Source organism: Paenibacillus sp. OSY-SE, from assembly GCF_000283315.1.
In the GTDB taxonomy this organism is placed as follows: Bacteria; Bacillota; Bacilli; order Paenibacillales; family Paenibacillaceae; genus Paenibacillus_B; species Paenibacillus_B profundus.
The window spans coordinates 1-17229 of sequence record NZ_ALKF01000122.1; the positions used below are offsets into that span (position 1 = coordinate 1).

12 protein-coding genes and 2 pseudogenes are annotated in these 17229 nt (G+C 41.6%); 4 read left to right on the forward strand and 10 right to left on the reverse strand.

Translation table 11 applies throughout. The features are described 5' to 3' along the window. Positions 1 to 305: 305 nt before the first annotated feature. The 5 genes and pseudogenes from A372_RS32930 to A372_RS0101625 all read right to left on the reverse strand — a co-directional run bounded on the left by A372_RS32930 (position 306) and on the right by A372_RS0101625 (position 6679). Positions 306 to 1279 (reverse strand): annotated as a pseudogene (locus tag A372_RS32930) (alpha/beta fold hydrolase). A 197-nt stretch (positions 1280 to 1476) separates the two neighbouring features. Beyond that, positions 1477 to 3816, reverse strand: coding sequence for a bifunctional glutamate--cysteine ligase GshA/glutathione synthetase GshB (gene gshAB / locus A372_RS0101610; RefSeq protein ID WP_019419098.1), 2340 nt, complete (start codon positions 3814 to 3816; stop codon positions 1477 to 1479). Positions 3817 to 3842: 26 nt separating this feature from the next. Next, complete coding sequence (locus tag A372_RS0101615) at positions 3843 to 5186, reverse strand: MATE family efflux transporter (RefSeq protein ID WP_019419099.1); 1344 nt, start codon at positions 5184 to 5186, stop codon at positions 3843 to 3845. Between the two features lie 99 nt (positions 5187 to 5285). Beyond that, positions 5286 to 6344 (reverse strand): ACR3 family arsenite efflux transporter, encoded by a 1059-nt coding sequence (gene arsB, locus A372_RS0101620; protein WP_019419100.1) that lies wholly within the window; start codon positions 6342 to 6344, stop codon positions 5286 to 5288. 14 nt (positions 6345 to 6358) lie between these two features. Then, positions 6359 to 6679 (reverse strand): ArsR/SmtB family transcription factor, encoded by a 321-nt coding sequence (locus tag A372_RS0101625; protein WP_019419101.1) that lies wholly within the window; start codon positions 6677 to 6679, stop codon positions 6359 to 6361. 157 nt (positions 6680 to 6836) lie between these two features. Here A372_RS0101625 and arsD point away from each other — a divergent pair, with 157 nt between their 5' ends. From arsD to A372_RS0101640, 3 genes are read left to right on the forward strand one after another with little or no spacing between them, the layout of a single operon-like run. Beyond that, positions 6837 to 7232, forward strand: a complete 396-nt coding sequence (gene arsD / locus A372_RS32935) for an arsenite efflux transporter metallochaperone ArsD (RefSeq protein ID WP_019419102.1) — start codon at positions 6837 to 6839, stop codon at positions 7230 to 7232. An 18-nt stretch (positions 7233 to 7250) separates the two neighbouring features. Next, complete coding sequence (arsA, locus tag A372_RS0101635; protein WP_019419103.1) at positions 7251 to 9011, forward strand: arsenical pump-driving ATPase; 1761 nt, start codon at positions 7251 to 7253, stop codon at positions 9009 to 9011. A gap of 11 nt (positions 9012 to 9022) precedes the next feature. Further along, a complete protein-coding gene (locus tag A372_RS0101640) occupies positions 9023 to 9454 on the forward strand; it encodes a protein-tyrosine phosphatase family protein (protein ID WP_019419104.1) in 432 nt (143 codons plus the stop codon). A 384-nt stretch (positions 9455 to 9838) separates the two neighbouring features. Here the strand turns inward: A372_RS0101640 and A372_RS0101645 are convergent, their stop codons facing one another. The 5 genes and pseudogenes from A372_RS0101645 to A372_RS0101670 form a co-directional block, all read right to left on the reverse strand. Next, the gene (locus A372_RS0101645; protein WP_019419105.1) at positions 9839 to 11476 is read right to left on the reverse strand and encodes a hypothetical protein; all 1638 of its coding nucleotides are present in this window, start codon (positions 11474 to 11476) and stop codon (positions 9839 to 9841) included. Between the two features lie 159 nt (positions 11477 to 11635). Continuing rightward, entirely contained in the window at positions 11636 to 13252 is a 1617-nt protein-coding gene (locus A372_RS0101650) for a competence protein CoiA (RefSeq protein ID WP_237728469.1), read from the reverse strand. A gap of 335 nt (positions 13253 to 13587) precedes the next feature. Continuing rightward, entirely contained in the window at positions 13588 to 13893 is a 306-nt protein-coding gene (locus tag A372_RS0101655) for a hypothetical protein (protein ID WP_019419107.1), read from the reverse strand. Between the two features lie 428 nt (positions 13894 to 14321). After that, positions 14322 to 15121, reverse strand: a pseudogene (locus tag A372_RS32940) (hydroxylamine reductase); the annotation flags it as partial. Between the two features lie 453 nt (positions 15122 to 15574). Next, positions 15575 to 16504, reverse strand: a complete 930-nt coding sequence (locus A372_RS0101670) for a helix-turn-helix transcriptional regulator (protein WP_019419108.1) — start codon at positions 16502 to 16504, stop codon at positions 15575 to 15577. A gap of 98 nt (positions 16505 to 16602) precedes the next feature. Here A372_RS0101670 and A372_RS0101675 point away from each other — a divergent pair, with 98 nt between their 5' ends. Then, entirely contained in the window at positions 16603 to 17037 is a 435-nt protein-coding gene (locus A372_RS0101675; RefSeq protein ID WP_019419109.1) for a pyridoxamine 5'-phosphate oxidase family protein, read from the forward strand. Positions 17038 to 17229 lie beyond the last annotated feature (192 nt).

Genomic DNA, 17229 nt, shown 5'->3' on the forward strand with positions numbered 1-17229 from the left:
ATTTCTTCATTATAGGAATGCTAGTTTAACAAAAATAGCATCTTTTCAACCTGCCTGCTACCGATGAGATCCTATCGGGAATGTAACAAAGTTCTTGTCGAGGTAACCCATTTTAATTTAACTGCTCCAAAAGAACGAACATTTGTTCGAAATGAAATCATAAAAAGACGCTCTTATGTGAGAGCGTCTTTGTTCATATATTCTACAGCCGAATGGACATTCCTATTCCATTTAACAAAAAAGTGCCCATATTGTCTGAGGACAAGAACATTGTTCCATTGTCATGTGCAACGATAGTCTTATAATTATTTTATTACGCCTGTAAAGTCCCTTATTTTTTCAGAGATTTCTTTTGGATGGGAACGATATAAATAATGACCCGCGTCCAATAAGACCATTTCTCCATGTACAGACTCCTCTATTTGCTTCTCATGTTCGGGGATCCATCGATCCGTCACAGGGTGATTCGCTTGGACAAAGAAAAGGACAGGTAAATGGGGAGGAAAAGTTAGCTGTTCTGCTGCTTTAAAGTTGGAATACATGCTAACTGCCTCATTTAATTGAGTTGTATTATACATGTTTTTGTGTATCAAAATGTTCAATTGTTCTTTAGTTTGTTCATCATAGGGCAGTCCATCATAAGGGTCAGCACTCAGTTTCAATTGTAAACGGGCGAAGCCCAAGTTGCGGAACCATTTAATCGGTTTTGTCACTGACGAATCAATCTTCTGTTCACTCAGCGAGGGAACACTACTATCCAGCCCGATAAACGCTCTCACTTCGTTTGGATATTGGTTCACATAATCCAGACTATAGATCCCCGAAATAGAATGACCCATGAGAATATAACGATCTACATGGAGACTTTGTAACGCTTCATGAATTTCACTTACGATATTTGCTGTACTGCGCTCCTTCTGGGTGTGATCGCTCAAACCGTAACCAAAAGGTTCAATCACGACGACTTTATAATTAGGGATTAACTCTGATATGAGTGGCTTAAAATCAAGTGCAGGTGCCGCTGTTCCATAACCAGGAAGAATCACAACGGTTTCTTCACCTTGCCTTGAATGAAAACATTCATCTGTTTTCCATCTACAGATACATGCTGACCGTATTGTTCCATTCTTTTTTGTTCTGTATGACTGCTGATTTTATTTACGGTATATACGATGGCGATAAAAAGTAGGATGGCTATAACTACTGCGATGATTACTTTAAGCAAAATATGTAGTACTCTCTTTGTTTTTGTACTATTCCTTACTTCCTTTCCTCTCAATGAATGGAATATGAACGGAGCATGAACAAAGTTTTTCGGCAATCGGTACAAGTTCTTGTCCTTGGCTTAGGACAAGAATAACAAAGGATGGCCTTCAACAATCTGAGGACCACCCTTTATTATTAAGCTTTTATTTTGATATATTATTCTTGGATATTTCATTGGCACTTCTTAAGTAGGAGATCGACTATTCGTAATTAGTTTTCCACTTTTCCAAATAGCAAGTCGATAATTTTTTCATCCGCCTTACGGTTTTTTCCCTTGTAAGGATAACAGTGGATATGAATGGCTGGGTTAAAGTTGATCTCGATAATACTGTAATTAGAATCGGATGCTTCAGATGTAATATCATCAATCATCATGTCTACCCCACAGAAAGTAGCACCTGCAGCCTTTGCTGATTCAATGGCTAATGTCTTATAGCTCTCAGGAATTTCATCGGTAAAGTCAAGACTGTCTCCACCTGTACTGATATTGGAGTTTTCCCGTAAATAGACGACTTGACCTAAGTTAGGGATCTCACTCCATTGATGGTTATGATTCTTTAAAAACATGGTTTCTGCTTCACCTAGCTGGATCTTCTCTAAAGGCGTCTTATAACCGCGCCCCCGAAGCGGATCTTTATTCTTTTCATGGACGAGCTGCTCAATAGTGTGAATCCCATCACCCACGACATTGGCTGGTACGCGATGCAGTACCCCTACAACCTCAGCGCCCATGACCAGGAATCGATACTCTTTACCTGTCATGAATTGTTCAAGCAGAACGGTCTGATCGTGCTTAAACGCCATCTCAAATGCTCTTTGATAGTCCTCTTCAGAGAACGCACGATTAAAGATGGTGATACCTAACCCAAAGTTGGTGGACTTCGGTTTAATGACGATAGCTTTGTCATGGTACATCTCATAGGCAGCTAAAGCCTCTTCCTGACTACGGAAGGCATCCCCATTCGGTACTCGAATACCACGCCCTTTAAGAACTTCTTTCGTTACTATTTTATTCTCCATGATCAATACCGTACTGTAGGAATCAAGCGACGTCTTAGTAGCCTGCTTTACATATTCCTTGTGTTCTCCCTTTGTAAGCAGGACGAAGTTCTCGTCACGGTCTATTAATTTAAACATAATCCCACGTTTCACGGCTGCCTTTAGAAGCAATTGAGTTGATAATTCTAAATCTTCATATCCAACAAAGCGGTACCCACTTTTCTCGCTTTCTTCAGCATAATCTTTAGCTTTAGCCAGATGATATTTCATGTAAGTGGATTTCTGAATATCTGACTTAATTTTGTAGGCAAAGCCCAACTCGGGATGAAGGATTTTTTGCATCTCTCGATCAAGGATTTGAATCAACTTTTCCCCGTGAGGATTCAAAAGTTGTACCATTTCTTGCATTTCACGGATACAAGTAAGTGCTATCTCCTTCATCGTTCCTTGGGAGCTACTAGAGTCATGTAAAATTCCTTCAATGCCTTCCATGATCACTTGATCATGATTGAGATCCGCCATCTTCTGGTCTTCCGCACCGAAAGGCTCATCTTCCTTGAGCAGCATAAAGAGAATGAATAGATGGATCAAATACATCGTATCTCTACTGATCCCAATCTTATCTAGCGGGTTGAGATCAATCAAGCGCAGCTCTATGTAAGCCACACCATCTTCAACAAGTTCTTGCAATGGGTTCAACCCTTTGGCTGTTTTCAAGCGAACGGGACTGTAGAATTCCTTTGCATTCAGCAATTCGTCCTGCTGAATTAACGTGTTCAGATCCTGTACGTAGTTATGTGTTGAATCAAAGGATACATAGAACGGTTTTTCATTCCGGTAGCCACATACACTATTCCGAAGCGAATTCATATTCGGGAAGTAGTAGCTCTTGTTGTCATCTGAATTGCTTAATGAGACACACTTTTCGATGTAGGTCTTATCAAAGACTGGACTTGCACCTGTTAGATAGATGAGCAACCAACGGTACCGAAGCAGGTTGCGTGCAATTTTGAAGTAAATTGCATCCTTGAAGTCTTTGTAGGCCTCACCTTTCCCTAGCGTTTCATGTAGCTTTCGTAAGAATCGTTCATCAAACGAGAAATTATAATGAATTCCACTTAGCAGTTGTCTTTTACGACCATACTTATCTGCTAATTCATGTCGGTATTCATCCGCAACAGGATCATTCATCTTAGCAATAGGAATCTCATCTTCATCAGGTAAGATAGGAGGATTACTGCTTGGCCACAAGTACTCCCCATCAAGCTCTAATGACACAATATCCTGGAGGGCTTCCATAAACCGATATGTCTCTTCAATCGAGTCAAAAGATGGGGTAATCATCTCGATCTGACTCTCCGAAAAGTCAGTTTGGATATAGGGATTCTCCGTCTTACTCCCAAACGCCTTAGGATGTGGGGTCAGTGCCAATTTACCTTCATGATCCACCCTAACATTCTCTTTCTCTAAGCCAAATTGACCTTGAAACAAATCCTTATTTAACGATTTATCAATTATTTGTTGTATGATTTCACAATGTAACAAATTCACATGTTGGACCTTCCTTCTTACTTATGTTAAGCCGAAATTTGTGGAACTTTCATTTGACGTAGCGATCTCCTAAACCAGAAGACCAAAACGATTCCTTTAAACACACTACTTAATGCAATAGACATCCACACCCCATTCAAGCCGAATGATTCGGATAGGATCAGGGCCATTGGTATTCGTAATGCTGTAAAGGTAATACTGAAAATCGGAGGGATATGGGTTTTCCCGATTCCGTTAAAGGCACCTACCGTCATGAGCTCCATGCACATAAACAGTTGGGAATAACCAATGATCCGCATATAATCCGTCCCTAACGCTATACTCGCCTCATCAGATAAAAATACAGAGAAGAGCTGACCAGGGAAGAGAACAAAGATGATCGATATAAAGATACCGAATCCCGACGTCAGTAGCAAAGCCTGTTGGTATCCCTGCTGGATACGATCTAATCGACGCGCTCCATAATTTTGTCCGAAGAACGCAGCGATAGCGCCTTGTAGCCCACCTATGGTCATGTAGGAGATTGATTCAATCTGAATACCGACTTTTTGAACCGCAATTGCATCCGAACCAAAGCGCACAATGATCTTTGCTATGATGATCGAAATCAACGTGAAGGTCACCCGTTGAATGGTGATCGGTAGTCCCATGCGGATGACTTCTTTCATAAGGCTGCTATTCCATGCGGATGACTTGGTAATCAACTCGGAATGTCTTGTTTGAATGATAAATAATACCGTCACAAGAAGGTTTGCCATCAAAGTCGCAATAGCTGCCCCTACAACGCCCAACCCTTCAAATGGTCCTACGCCAAAAATCAGAAAAGGATCGAGAATGATATTAAGAATAAGACCAACCGTGAAGATATGAAACGGCTGCTTGCTGTTTCCCATCGCATTCAATATGGTCGCGAATAAAATATTTACGACGGAAAAGACAGTACCCAAGATGGAGATCAATAAGAACTGCTTCGCCATCAACTCAACTTCACCACTACCTAAATCAAAGAACCCGATAAGCTGATCCTTTGTCAAAAAGACGAATGCCATATAAAGAAGACCTAGCAAGACAGACATGATGAATCCATTTTTGATATAGGTCTTAGCTTTATCACCCTCGCCTGCTCCCATACAATGGGACACCTTGATCCCCGTTCCGATCGTAATCATCGTGGCCAAAGCGATCGCTAGATTAATAAAGAAGCTCGCCGTCCCAATGGCTGCAACAGGTCCACTTCCGAGCCGGCCAACCCACATCATATCGACTAGTCCATAAGTTGTGGAGATGAAATTGGTTGCTATGATTGGAAGGGATAGTTTCATCAAAGTCGGCATAATCTTCCCTTGGGTTAAATCAATTGTGCCTTTCATGTTACGTACTCCTTCATACCCTAATTAAAAACCGACCATAAGGGTCGGTTCAAAGCGTTGATTATTTTCCTTCTGCTAGGAAATACTCGATTCTAGCTCTTACTTATTTAGTGCAGGCTCGAAATACTTCCGCTTGATCCAAAGCGATACATTTACAAGCCCAATCAATACGGGTACTTCAACAAGTGGTCCAATTACCGCGGCGAATGCAACTCCTGAATCCAGACCGAACACACCAATCGCTACGGCTATCGCTAGTTCAAAGTTATTGCTTGCAGCCGTGAAAGATAAGGATGAAGCCACTGGATAGGAGGTTCCTGACTTTTTCGATAAGAAGAAGGATACTAAGAACATCACGACAAAGTAGATGAGCATTGGAATCGCAATACGCACTACATCAAGCGGTAACTCGACAATCAATTCCGCTTTAAGCGTGAACATCAAGACGATCGTAAATAATAGTGCAATAAGGGCAAGTGGACTAATCTTCGGAATCAACACTTGTTCATACCACTGTTGACCCTTCAGCTTGATACCAATCACACGTGTCAGTAACCCTGCCGCAAACGGAATCCCTAAATAGATCAATACGCTCTCTGCAATCTGTCCCATGGAGACATCAACAACCGCGCCTTCAACGCCAAACCAGCCTGGTAGCACCGTAATAAACACATACGTAAAAACGGAATAAAACAGAATCTGAAAGATCGAGTTAAATGCAACAAGACCTGCTGTATACTCAGGATCTCCCTTAGCCAGATCACTCCATACCAAGACCATCGCAATACATCTTGCTAGCCCAATCATGATCAGTCCAATCATGTATTCAGGCATATCACTTAGAAACAAAATAGCTAACAAGAACATCAGAATCGGACCGATAATCCAGTTCTGCACTAAGGAGAGAAGGAGTACCTTCCAATCCTTAAACACCCGTCCAAGCTTTTCATACTTCACTTTTGCAAGCGGCGGATACATCATCACAATCAGACCTATAGCAAGCGGTACCGAAGTCGTTCCAATTTGCATGCTGGAAAGTACTTCGGAGAAATTAGGCACCATGTACCCTAACCCTAATCCAATGGCCATTGCCCCAAAGATCCAAAAGGTGAGATAGCGATCCAGAAAAGAGAGTCTCTTGGTGTTACTTTGACTCATGACACCCACACTCCTTATTCACATATCATAGCGTTGATTTTTCCCTGCTCTTCTTCCCCTACCTTCGGCAAATATTCAATTGCATCTTTTAAATGAGGTTTATCTTCAATCGAAAGGGAGTAATAAATCCACTGTCCTCTTCGTTCTTCTACCACTAAACCTGCGTCCTTTAATTTACGAAGATGCTGGCTAATATTCGGTTGAGTCGATTGCAATAGCTCAACTAAATGACAAACGCACATTTGTTGTTGGGATAAAAGTGAAACAATTTTAAGTCGAGTTTTATCACCTAACAACTTAAATTGTTCGGCCATTTCCTCTATTGTGATCATCATGTGTCGGTACACCTCCTTGATTTCATGCTTATTATATAATCAGATGCTTATATAATCAACTGATTATTTGTCGTGATGAAAACCGTTGAAAATATAAGTACATAATTATATAATTACACACGTATTCGAGAATATCACACACGAGGAGATGTCTCAAATGAAAATTGAAGTCTTTGATCCTGCATTATGCTGTTCTACGGGTGTTTGTGGGCCGAGTGTCGATCCTGAACTCATTCGCATTGCTGCCGATCTGGATGCAATACGCAAACACGGATTTGATGTACAACGTTACAACCTGTCTCAGGACATTCAAGCATTCACGATAAATCAGATTGCACTCGCTTACCTTCAACAGCATGGTCCTGATGCATTCCCGATCACCATCGTGGATGGCGAACTACAGACGGAAAATCGTTATCCAACGCGTGAAGAGTTGACAGCTTGGACAGAGATTACTTTTGAGCCAGCGAACATCGGAAAGAAACCGATTAAAACGATCAAGGTGCAGCCGAAATCACAAAGTTGTTGTGAGCCAGGTAGTGGCTGCTGCTAAGCAAAGGAGGCGTTACCCATGAAATATGTACCAACTGATCTACATCATCGCTATATCTTTTTCACTGGTAAAGGCGGCGTGGGTAAAACATCTGTTGCTTGCTCCACCGCTATCGCATTAGCTAACCGGGGAAAGAAAGTCCTTTTGATCAGTACTGATCCAGCCTCGAACTTGGATGATTTATTTGAGACAAAGATCCATAGTGAACCCATGCCTATAAGTGGTGTTTCTGGACTCTACGCAGCTAACTTAGATCCTGAACAAGCTGCACGCGAATATCGGGATCAAGTGGTTGGACCTTATCGCGACATTCTTCCTCAGGAAGCGATTCAACAAATTGAAGAGCAGCTCTCAGGAGCATGTACGGTTGAAATTGCTGCCTTTGATGAATTCACCAAGCTATTATCTGCAAACGAAAATGAATACGACCATATCGTTTTTGATACAGCTCCAACAGGTCATACCTTACGACTCTTGCAGCTTCCTAAAGCTTGGACAGGTTTTATGGATACCAACATCCATGGAGCATCATGCCTTGGGCCTCTTTCGGGGTTAAGCGCAAAACAAGAGATGTATGCTAAGACAGTAGAAGCATTATCCGATTCGAGTCAGACCATCCTAATCTTAGTCGCCCGTCCAGAGCGTACCGCTTTACAAGAGGCTGCACGAGCATCTGTCGAGCTTCAAGAGCTTAGCATTACCAATCAGCACCTCATCATTAATGGCGTGCTTAGACGGCAAACTGATGATCCTAATGCCCAAGCATTTTCGGACCGGCAAGAAGCAGCACTCGCCAATATGCCGAGTGGGCTGAATTCGTTACCACAGTATGAAGTTTCGTTGAAGCCTTATAGCGTAACAGGATTAAATCTCTTGCAGGAGTTTCTTGATCCGAATAAGGATACAGTGCTGAATCACAACACCGAGCAAGTCGAGGAATTGAGCCTCCAAAACCTATCGTCGCTTCTTGATAGCCTAACGACTAAACCAAGCGGTGTAATCATGACGATGGGTAAAGGCGGTGTAGGAAAGACAACAGTTGCTGCTTCTCTGGCAATAGGTTTAGCAAGCCGTGGGCATCGTGTTCATCTCACGACAACAGACCCAGCAGCTCACCTCTCGCTCGCCCTTGGAGATGATATAGAGGAGAAATACCCACTCCTTCAGGTCAGTCGAATTGATCCCAAATTGGAGACCACTCGTTACTCCAGTGAAATCATTGGTATGAATGTAGACCATCTGGATCAGGATGGACTGGAACTATTAAAAGAAGACCTTGCCTCCCCTTGTACAGAAGAGATCGCGGTCTTCCGTGCATTTGCACGCATCGTAGAGGAAGCCGATCATGGATTTGTAGTGATGGATACAGCGCCAACCGGCCATACCCTTCTCTTATTAGATGCAGCAGAGGCGTATCATCGAGAAGTTCAGCGATCGACAGGGAATATTCCTGAGTCCGTACGCAACCTTCTCCCACGCCTTCGCAATCCTGAGGAGACCCACGTTGTAATCGTCACATTACCAGAGGCAACACCTGTAATGGAAGCAGAACGCCTTCAGAAGGATCTACAACGTGCAGAGATCGAGCCCGATTGGTGGGTTGTCAATCAAAGCTGGCAAGATATAAAGACTACAGAACCTGTCTTACAAAACCGTGCTCTTGCAGAAAATAAATGGATTCAAAAAGTCACGGTGTTATCCAAACACACCGCTCTCGTCCCTTGGAAAGCAAACGAACCAACAGGATGGAGGCAGCTAGAAATACTTACCCAACATTAAAGGAGCCTGAAATGAACGAAAAACCTTACCACGAGTTGATACCAAATCTCTATATGTGTGGAGCAAAAGATGTAAATCAACTGATCCAAGAGCAAGGCATTGATGTGGTTGTTGATCTACGAGCAGAGGTAGACCCTGCCGAGCTTACACCACTCAACATTACAAGAGTTCATGCCCCATTAGAGGATCATGCGGAGGATACAGAAGAATCGCAAATGAAAGAAGCAATTCGGGCTGTTGTTACCCATCACCAAGCAGGCAAAAAAGTCGCTTTCCACTGCGGAGCTGGTCGAGGACGTACGGGAGCTGTTGCCGTTGGAACGCTAATGGAATTAAAATTGGCATCCGACATTGATGAAGCTTTATCTAAAGCTAGAGAAGCACGTTCCATTCTGAAGATGAATGAGGCTCAACGTGCAACTTTAATGCGCCTTTACCTATAGGTTATGCTGAATATCATAAGAGACACCCATATAATACGGGTGTCTCTTATTCATTAATTATCATGATTAATTACGGGATGATTCCCTTTATTACAGCTGAATCTTGGAGGAAAGTAACCGCAAAGCAGAAGAGTTGTTTTATGTAATTTAACAATTTGGTATACTACCTTTTTTCATTTTTCAGAGGATGAAATACTAAGTAAATCTCATCACCTGTCCATTTAACTGATCATAAAGGCTGCCAGATCTATTTGTCGGCAGCCTTTTATTAATCGTTTATTGAGCTATCGTTTCCCGTTAGTAAAATGCTTTTCTAATGTTATCGAGTAGAACTTTGTCATGCATCATTATCTTCACGAGAATTAAGAGTTTGCGCTGAGCTCCTTACCTATTTTGGTTACTGTAAAGAATGCCGACTGCTGATTTTTTTGTTTTCTTGGTTTGTTTTATGAGTTTTCCACCCTCAGTGTATATTTCCTTAAACGAAGGGGCACCTACAAACCCAGTTAATGCTGCACTTACTGTCCCTAATGTGGTATTTCCTGTTGCCGCAGCTATGATGTCAAGGCCTACAGATACTATCGAGCTAGTTAAATTGATTCCCCAAAATTTTTTATTCCTGCTCTGTAATTCTTGCACTTCTTTTTCATGTTTACTAAAGGATTCTTGAATGTTTGCGAAAACGCCAGTTGTCACCTCATCGAAAGTCGTTTTATCAGCAGTTGATATCTCTTCAATTCCTTTTGACAAAATTTCTCTAAGTTCGTTTAAAGCATGCTCTTGACGTAACTTGATCAGCGCTGTATCCGATAAATTGCCAATTAAGCCGTATTCAATTTTCGTTAACGAATTACTAATCAACATGTTCTTTACCTGGGCATTTGGAACATTTGAACTGTATTCATAATTCCAAAGGAGATACTGCCAAGAAGTAGGAGCATCGACAATGGGAATTCCGTTGTACAGCGATGCTCGATCAATGATGTCGTTGGATTGCATCATCCTTGAGTTAACCATGAATTTTACCTTGTAGCCAATGGATACGTCTCCAGTTACGTTGTTAAATGCCCAAGAAGTGTCTTTTTCCCACTTATGAAATTGGTCAGCCTTAGTGAGATGTTCCCAGTCTGTATCGAAAAGCATTCTGTCCGGATTCACTAACTTCTGAAAGAGATCTTCGGGTGTTTGGATTTTTTGGAGAAACGAATCTGCTTCATCCATATCCGTAAAACTTACTCCAAACATTTCTTTTAAGTGTGCGAGAATATCTGTTTGTGATTGCTTTGCTAGATCACCAAAATCGCTTTCACCAATATATTTTTCATCAGGTACAAAGACGATTATTGGTGATTCCAATTCGGCAAGAGCAAGATCCTTGTATTGAAGTGCATTAAGAGCATGTTTAGCTAAATAGTAGAACGCCTTTTCAGGAGACATCTGATCAAAAAATGACGTTGTCCGAAGCATTGGGTCTGGTACAAGGATGGTGTCAACGTATAACCCTGCACTTCTGGCTATGTTGCCTGTGTATGATGGGAAGATATCTCCTCCATAAATTGATACTACCCCATTCAAGCGTTTAAGGTGTGCCTGTATAATGGGGAGGTAATACTGCCATAGGTCGTGTAGCCCCTTCTTAAAAGCCTCGCGTTCTTCTGCAAAGGAACGTACAATTTTCTCATCCTTGGAGAGTAATGTGGCAACTTGCTGTGGGTTATATCCCTTTTTCTTCATCTGTTTAAATGCATTCCCAAAAAAAGTATCGAGCACATTAAAATAAGCTTGTTGTGTCTCTACCAGTGGGATACTTAAAAGTTCTTCCTCGTTCTCCATCATTTCAACAGCTAAAGCAAGTGCTCGTACACGACTATCAACAGTGTCTGGATTTACATTTACGTCATCAGGTAAGAGCCTAACATTCATCAAGGACTCAATTGTAGATTGGTCATTAAAGTAGAGCTTCCCTTGATCAAGGTATTTTTTTATTCTTTCAATTCGGGAATTCAGAAGTTCTTGTTCCATTCGTTTTCTCCTTTAAAAAGATTTAAATTAACGAACAAAATAAGGTTTAGTATATAAAAAAAGAGCAGGCTAGTATGTGCACCTTTGTTTTTCTGCATCGGCTCCTAGCTTTAATGATATAACAATCTTGCTTGCACTTCTCAAATTCGTTTTTTACTTTCACCCATTCGCCAATGGATGTGGGATGTCGAATTTTTCGTTTATCTGAAGGATACAGTTTTCCACTTCATCGATAGAGTCAAGATATCTGTATTTCATTGCATAGTCCATAGCGGTAGGCGAACTATCATAAACACATAGTCGTCGGTTAATATCCGACAGTCTCTCGTTTACAAAATCCTTATTCCACTTTTCCAAATTATCTAAAGTATCCCTGTGCTGTGTATAGGCATATTCCACTAAGGATACCTTATCCTTGTACTTAATCGACAGATACTCCTGTAGGTTCATATCGCCTTGTTCCTTCAAAAAACCAACCGAACTAAAATCAACAGCATAATAGAGATCTGCTAATACTCGTAACGAGATATCATCACTGGTGTTAAGGACTTTGTAGTCCTCCCTATCGGCTATTGATGCTTCAATGATTCTCTTGTATTTGGAGAAGAACTCCTCAATACTGAGATCAATCACATCTTCTCGCATCAACTCGAGCTCTTTATCGTAAAAGTCATCATCTGGGTCATATAATTCTTGATAGTAAGTAAGTTTACCGTCGTAATCTTCGATAATCGCTTTGAAGCGGTCTGTAAACTTATCGCCGTATGTAGTTCTTGCGTATTTCCCCTTCTCCACTAACCTTTCCAAATAAAGCTCTTCCTTCTTCTTTTTCGCCTTTTGTGTAAGGATGTGAAGGACATACCTTAGCCTGTCCTCCATGTAAGACTCTAAACTATCTGTCACAAGCACGGAATAGTCGAACGTTTTGCACTTTCTTACGCTTACATTGGATAATGGGACAGTGTTTTCTCTTGGATTATGGTAAGTAAAGTATTGTGTCCGATCGTACCTACCCACCAAGATGGTTCTTGATGTTTTAGTGTAGTTAAATTCAAAAGTAAACTCAGACTTCTCCACATCAAGGAAATACACCAGTCCTGTTTTATCGTATATGTGCTCATCAAACTTAGTCCGTTTTCTTGCATCTGTAAAATCTCGAGCTGAAGAGAACTTCATAAACTTAGCCTTGTCAAAAATCCAAAAGTCCTGAATATCGACAGACTCATATAATTTATGGCGCTCTTCCCACTGTGTAATTGTAATTGGACTGTGTTGGAACTCGAACGCCCATTTTAGCCCTGCAAACACTCCATCTCTATGCTCTACGTAAATATCAGCTATTTGTCCAGTTGCGGGAATATGCACCTCATACTGCACGAATGCAGTAGGAAACATACCCTTAAGCCATTCGTATAGTATAGCTTTGCCTTTTATGTGGCTTTTTGTTTCAGGTTCGTGCCCTACATATTCACATTCTGCCATACGATGGGCAAAATGGGGTGTGTTAACAGCACCTTTCTTGAATATTACATCTCCACCACAGTTAGGGCAAAATAATTGATGTTTCTTTACCAATTTAGCAACAACTTCTGCGTCGCATTTTGTAGAAATCATGGTCTCTTTACTAGCTGTTATACATCTTAACAAAACAACCACCCCATATTTATAGTCTGAATATCCGATCAAGGGCTTCTCGTTCATTACGTTTAAAACTTCTGTCCTCTTCAGCCATAAAAATGCACCCTTGTTGTATTCATTGGATGGAACAAGGGCCACTCTCCAATGTTACTATAAAGGGTGCAGTTTAAAAGTAGGTTTCATTACCAAGGTAGTAGTATAAAATATGCTGTAAGCTTGTAGCACAGCAAATGGGCAGAGCTGATTGAGCTAGTTGTCTAACCGTTTTGAATAAACTGAAGGTTTGATTCACGCACAAGGATTATTTTCTCTTACATATTTAGATCCAACATCAGATAATCGCCTTTGATAGGCTTCGATAAATAAATGATCAATCATGATCGATACTTGATTACTTTATTTCCCCTAAACCATCGACTGTAATGATAACTCCTACAATAAGTTTTTCAATCAACTCAACTTCTTGCAAGCTTCTACTCAGTAACATTAAATCGATGCATTTCTTGTATTAGATATTGTCTTACTGCTTCTTTTATGGCTTCAGGTTTATGATCCCATGAAATGAGTGTTCCTTTATAATGGCTTTTATATTTAAGCCATAAGAAAAAAGGTTCTAATGTGTTTAAGTATGCAATTACAGAGCTTTCGCTTATTCTCTTAATCTGATCATGATAATATTCAATCAATGGAATAAATGGCTTCTTTTCATCATCAAATACAATTAGACGATATTTACTCTGTACTCCTTCTGGACAATAAATATGAAAAAATGCCCCCATTCGCCCCCCTGCCCCCATCTATATTTTCATAAAAAAAGGACGTTCTCGTCGAATCAAAACGAGTGTCCTTAATATTATGTGACACATTATATAAAACGATAAGAAAATCATGGTACCGTCAACAAAACTTGTAATTTAATATTATATAGTAATATGTCATTAAATCGTTTTTAGCCCTTACCCCATAAGGCTTTCTATAAGATGTGTCACATTTTATAAATATAAAAAACGTTCCATTTCTAGTAATGGATCTTTTGGAATTATTGTCGAATCAAGAACTTTGTTACATGGACATTCCTATTACATGTAACAAAAAAAGTGCCCGTATGAATTACAGGCACTTTGATAAATATTTGATTTAGTTCTGAAGATTTAATCATCAACAACCTGGTTGATTGTTGCTTGATTAATGCACGAAGAAACCCTTGATCATAAACGGCCTGAATAATTTCCGGCGCCAACCCGAGCACCGTCTCGTGGTGATATCCCGTTGTCAATGTCTGATCGCTCTCCACATCCGCCGCAGGCAGCGCCAGCGCACGCTCAATCAGCGGCGAGAAATCGTCGTTCACGATCTTGGTCACGCCCTCGAGCCCGGCCACGTCATAGGAGAAGAACCGATCGGCATAGATCCCCTTAATTGGCATGACACAGTTCGTCGTCGCAAGGATGGCGCCAGAATATTGGTCAAACAGACGGCGCTGGTCATACCAGGCTTTGCCGATATTGCCTTTCAAATGCGGATATTTCTTCAATGCCGGGTAGCCGTGCGCCGGAAGCATCTCGGAATGAGTGTAAATGTTGATGCCCTTGCCCTCCGTCTGCTTCAGCAATTCCTCCAGCGCATACAAGTTATGCCCTGTCACGACGATAGACTTCCCTCTATCTTGTTCTGCGGGACGGTAACCGGCACCGGAACGCCGAAATGCTCCGTATGGGCCCGATCCAGCACATCCATAATGCGGATCGCCGCGCCCCCTACCTTCATCGCCATTTCCAAATGCTCCCATAAATTGAAATTGGAGTTAGTCAACGTCATATAAAGCGCTTCATGCGTAATCGCGTCAACCTCTTCATCGACATAGCCCAACTGCCGCGCATGCATCGCATACGCCGCGATGCCTTTCAACGCAAACACGATCGTATCTTGTAGACTGGCAATCGTCTCGTCCTTGCCGCACACTCCGACAACCTTGCAGCCGTCCGTCGGCGTCTGCTCGCCATGAATATCGCGTCAACTTCACAATCTCGCCTCATGTCACAAAAAACAGCGCGTCCATAACGGATCACGCTGCCCATATGCGATTACAATATAAGATTATAGAACCGCTTCCTTCATCAAGGCCTCAACCATCCTCTACCACCTGTCAGTAGAAAATAAAGTATTAGACTAAGTGTCTTTATTCCATGCGACTTTTCGAATTGTCATACCACCAGACTCCATAAAATAAGTTTTAGACTGACCTGAGAAATTGGAACAGCGACAGCTAAGGACGAGAAAATAAAGTCCTAGACTGTCGCTGTTCCATTGAACTAACGTGTCCCGTTAGCGTAATCTACGCACCGAAGCTGTTTAGCTTGTTAGGGAATCGGATTAATTCTGGTCCAATACTGCAACCCGATACGAAAACTCCTATTTTTAACTTACGTTCATTGCAGGAGGTAATGCAAACATTGTCTTTCAATGATATGCTCTTATTGAATCATTGAGCCGTCTCCTCATTTCATTGCGCACATGCTCAGGTTCAATGCATTGGCATTTATCTCCGAAGCTCATTAGAATTCCGTAACCATAATCATCTTCAATAAAATCAAGATATGCATAGAATTCGCCATTGCCGAGGGGAGTAATGTTCTCTTCTCCGCAATAATCCAACATCCTGTCGAGGATGGAATGGTCTAGCTGCAATTTTATTTTTTTCATTTTCCTGGACATGGTATCTGAAAACTCTGAAAAAGCCGGGGGAATCTCACGCATAGCAAAACGGTCTTCCGTTCTCTCCAGTTCAGATATGCGGGATAGCTTGAATACCCGAAATTGCTGCCGATTCAAACAATACCCCTGCACGTACCAGTGATTTTCTTTCAATAACAGACGATGAGGTTCAAGGGTCCGCATGACCTTATCTCCTTTAGCGCTTAGATACATAAAAGACAGTATGCTGCAATGCTCCAAGGCTGTTCGAATCACTTCAACTTTGGTCTGCAGATCATTGCTGCCCAGCCAAGCGGATAAGTCAAAAGAGATTTGGTTGGCTTTCAGCGTAATTTCATGCTGTCTATCCTCCGGGATAAAGCTTTTTACTTTGGCCAGGGTAGCAGTGGTTTCCTCACCGGATAATGTATTGGATATAAAGCCAAGCCCCATCAGTAGAGCGGTAATGTCCTTGAAGGTGAAAAAACCTTTTTCTATCCTATACTCATTCATGATCCCAATTCCCCCTCCTACACCGGAGCTGGTCACAATCGGAATACCTGCTTGATTAATTGTTTCAATATCACGATAAATGGTTCTAAGTGAAACTTCGAACAGCTCGGCCAGCTCTTTCCCGCCCATCTTCTCTCTTTGCAAGAGCAGCATAATGATAGCGATCATTCGTTCCAGCTTCATAATCAACCCCCCTGAAATTTATGTACTATGACTGACATACATGCTGTCATCGATACATTGCTATACTAAGTTTATCAAATGCTAAGGAGGAAATATAAGTGGATTACAAGAACGAATTTTACCACACATTAGACAAGACCAACGAAATTGCTCTGGCAACAGCGGTGGCAGGCGTGCCCAATGTTAGAATTGTCAATTTTTGCTATGATGCCAGCAAGCCAGGAATCCTGTATTTTGCGACAGACAGGGAGAATCAGAAGGTGACTGAGTTTGCTCAAAATAACAATGTTGCCTTCACAACGGTCCCCTCTGACGGGTCTTCCGTGCCGCATGCACGCTCCAATCATGCAGTTGTACATAAGAGCCGGTACACCATAGAAGAGATCAAGGACCTGTTTATCCACAAAATCCCTGGATATGATGAGACGCTCTCAGCCATTGGCGACACATTGGATGTTTTTGAAATTCACATCAAAAATGTTTTTGTCATCGTGGATTATGAGACTGCCGGACCGGTTTCTTTTGAGGTATAGCACTGCCGGAAATGCAGCATCCATAGGATTTGTAAGAAAAACCGGAGGCAGAGCGAGGCCACTGAAAAACATAGGATATACGGACTCAAGATAAAACCCTGTTGCTTCGGAAACATCGGGACCACCAGCCCTTGATTGGATGATCTGATTATACTGAAAAAAGAGACAGCCTCCTCCAAATGAAGTGCTCCC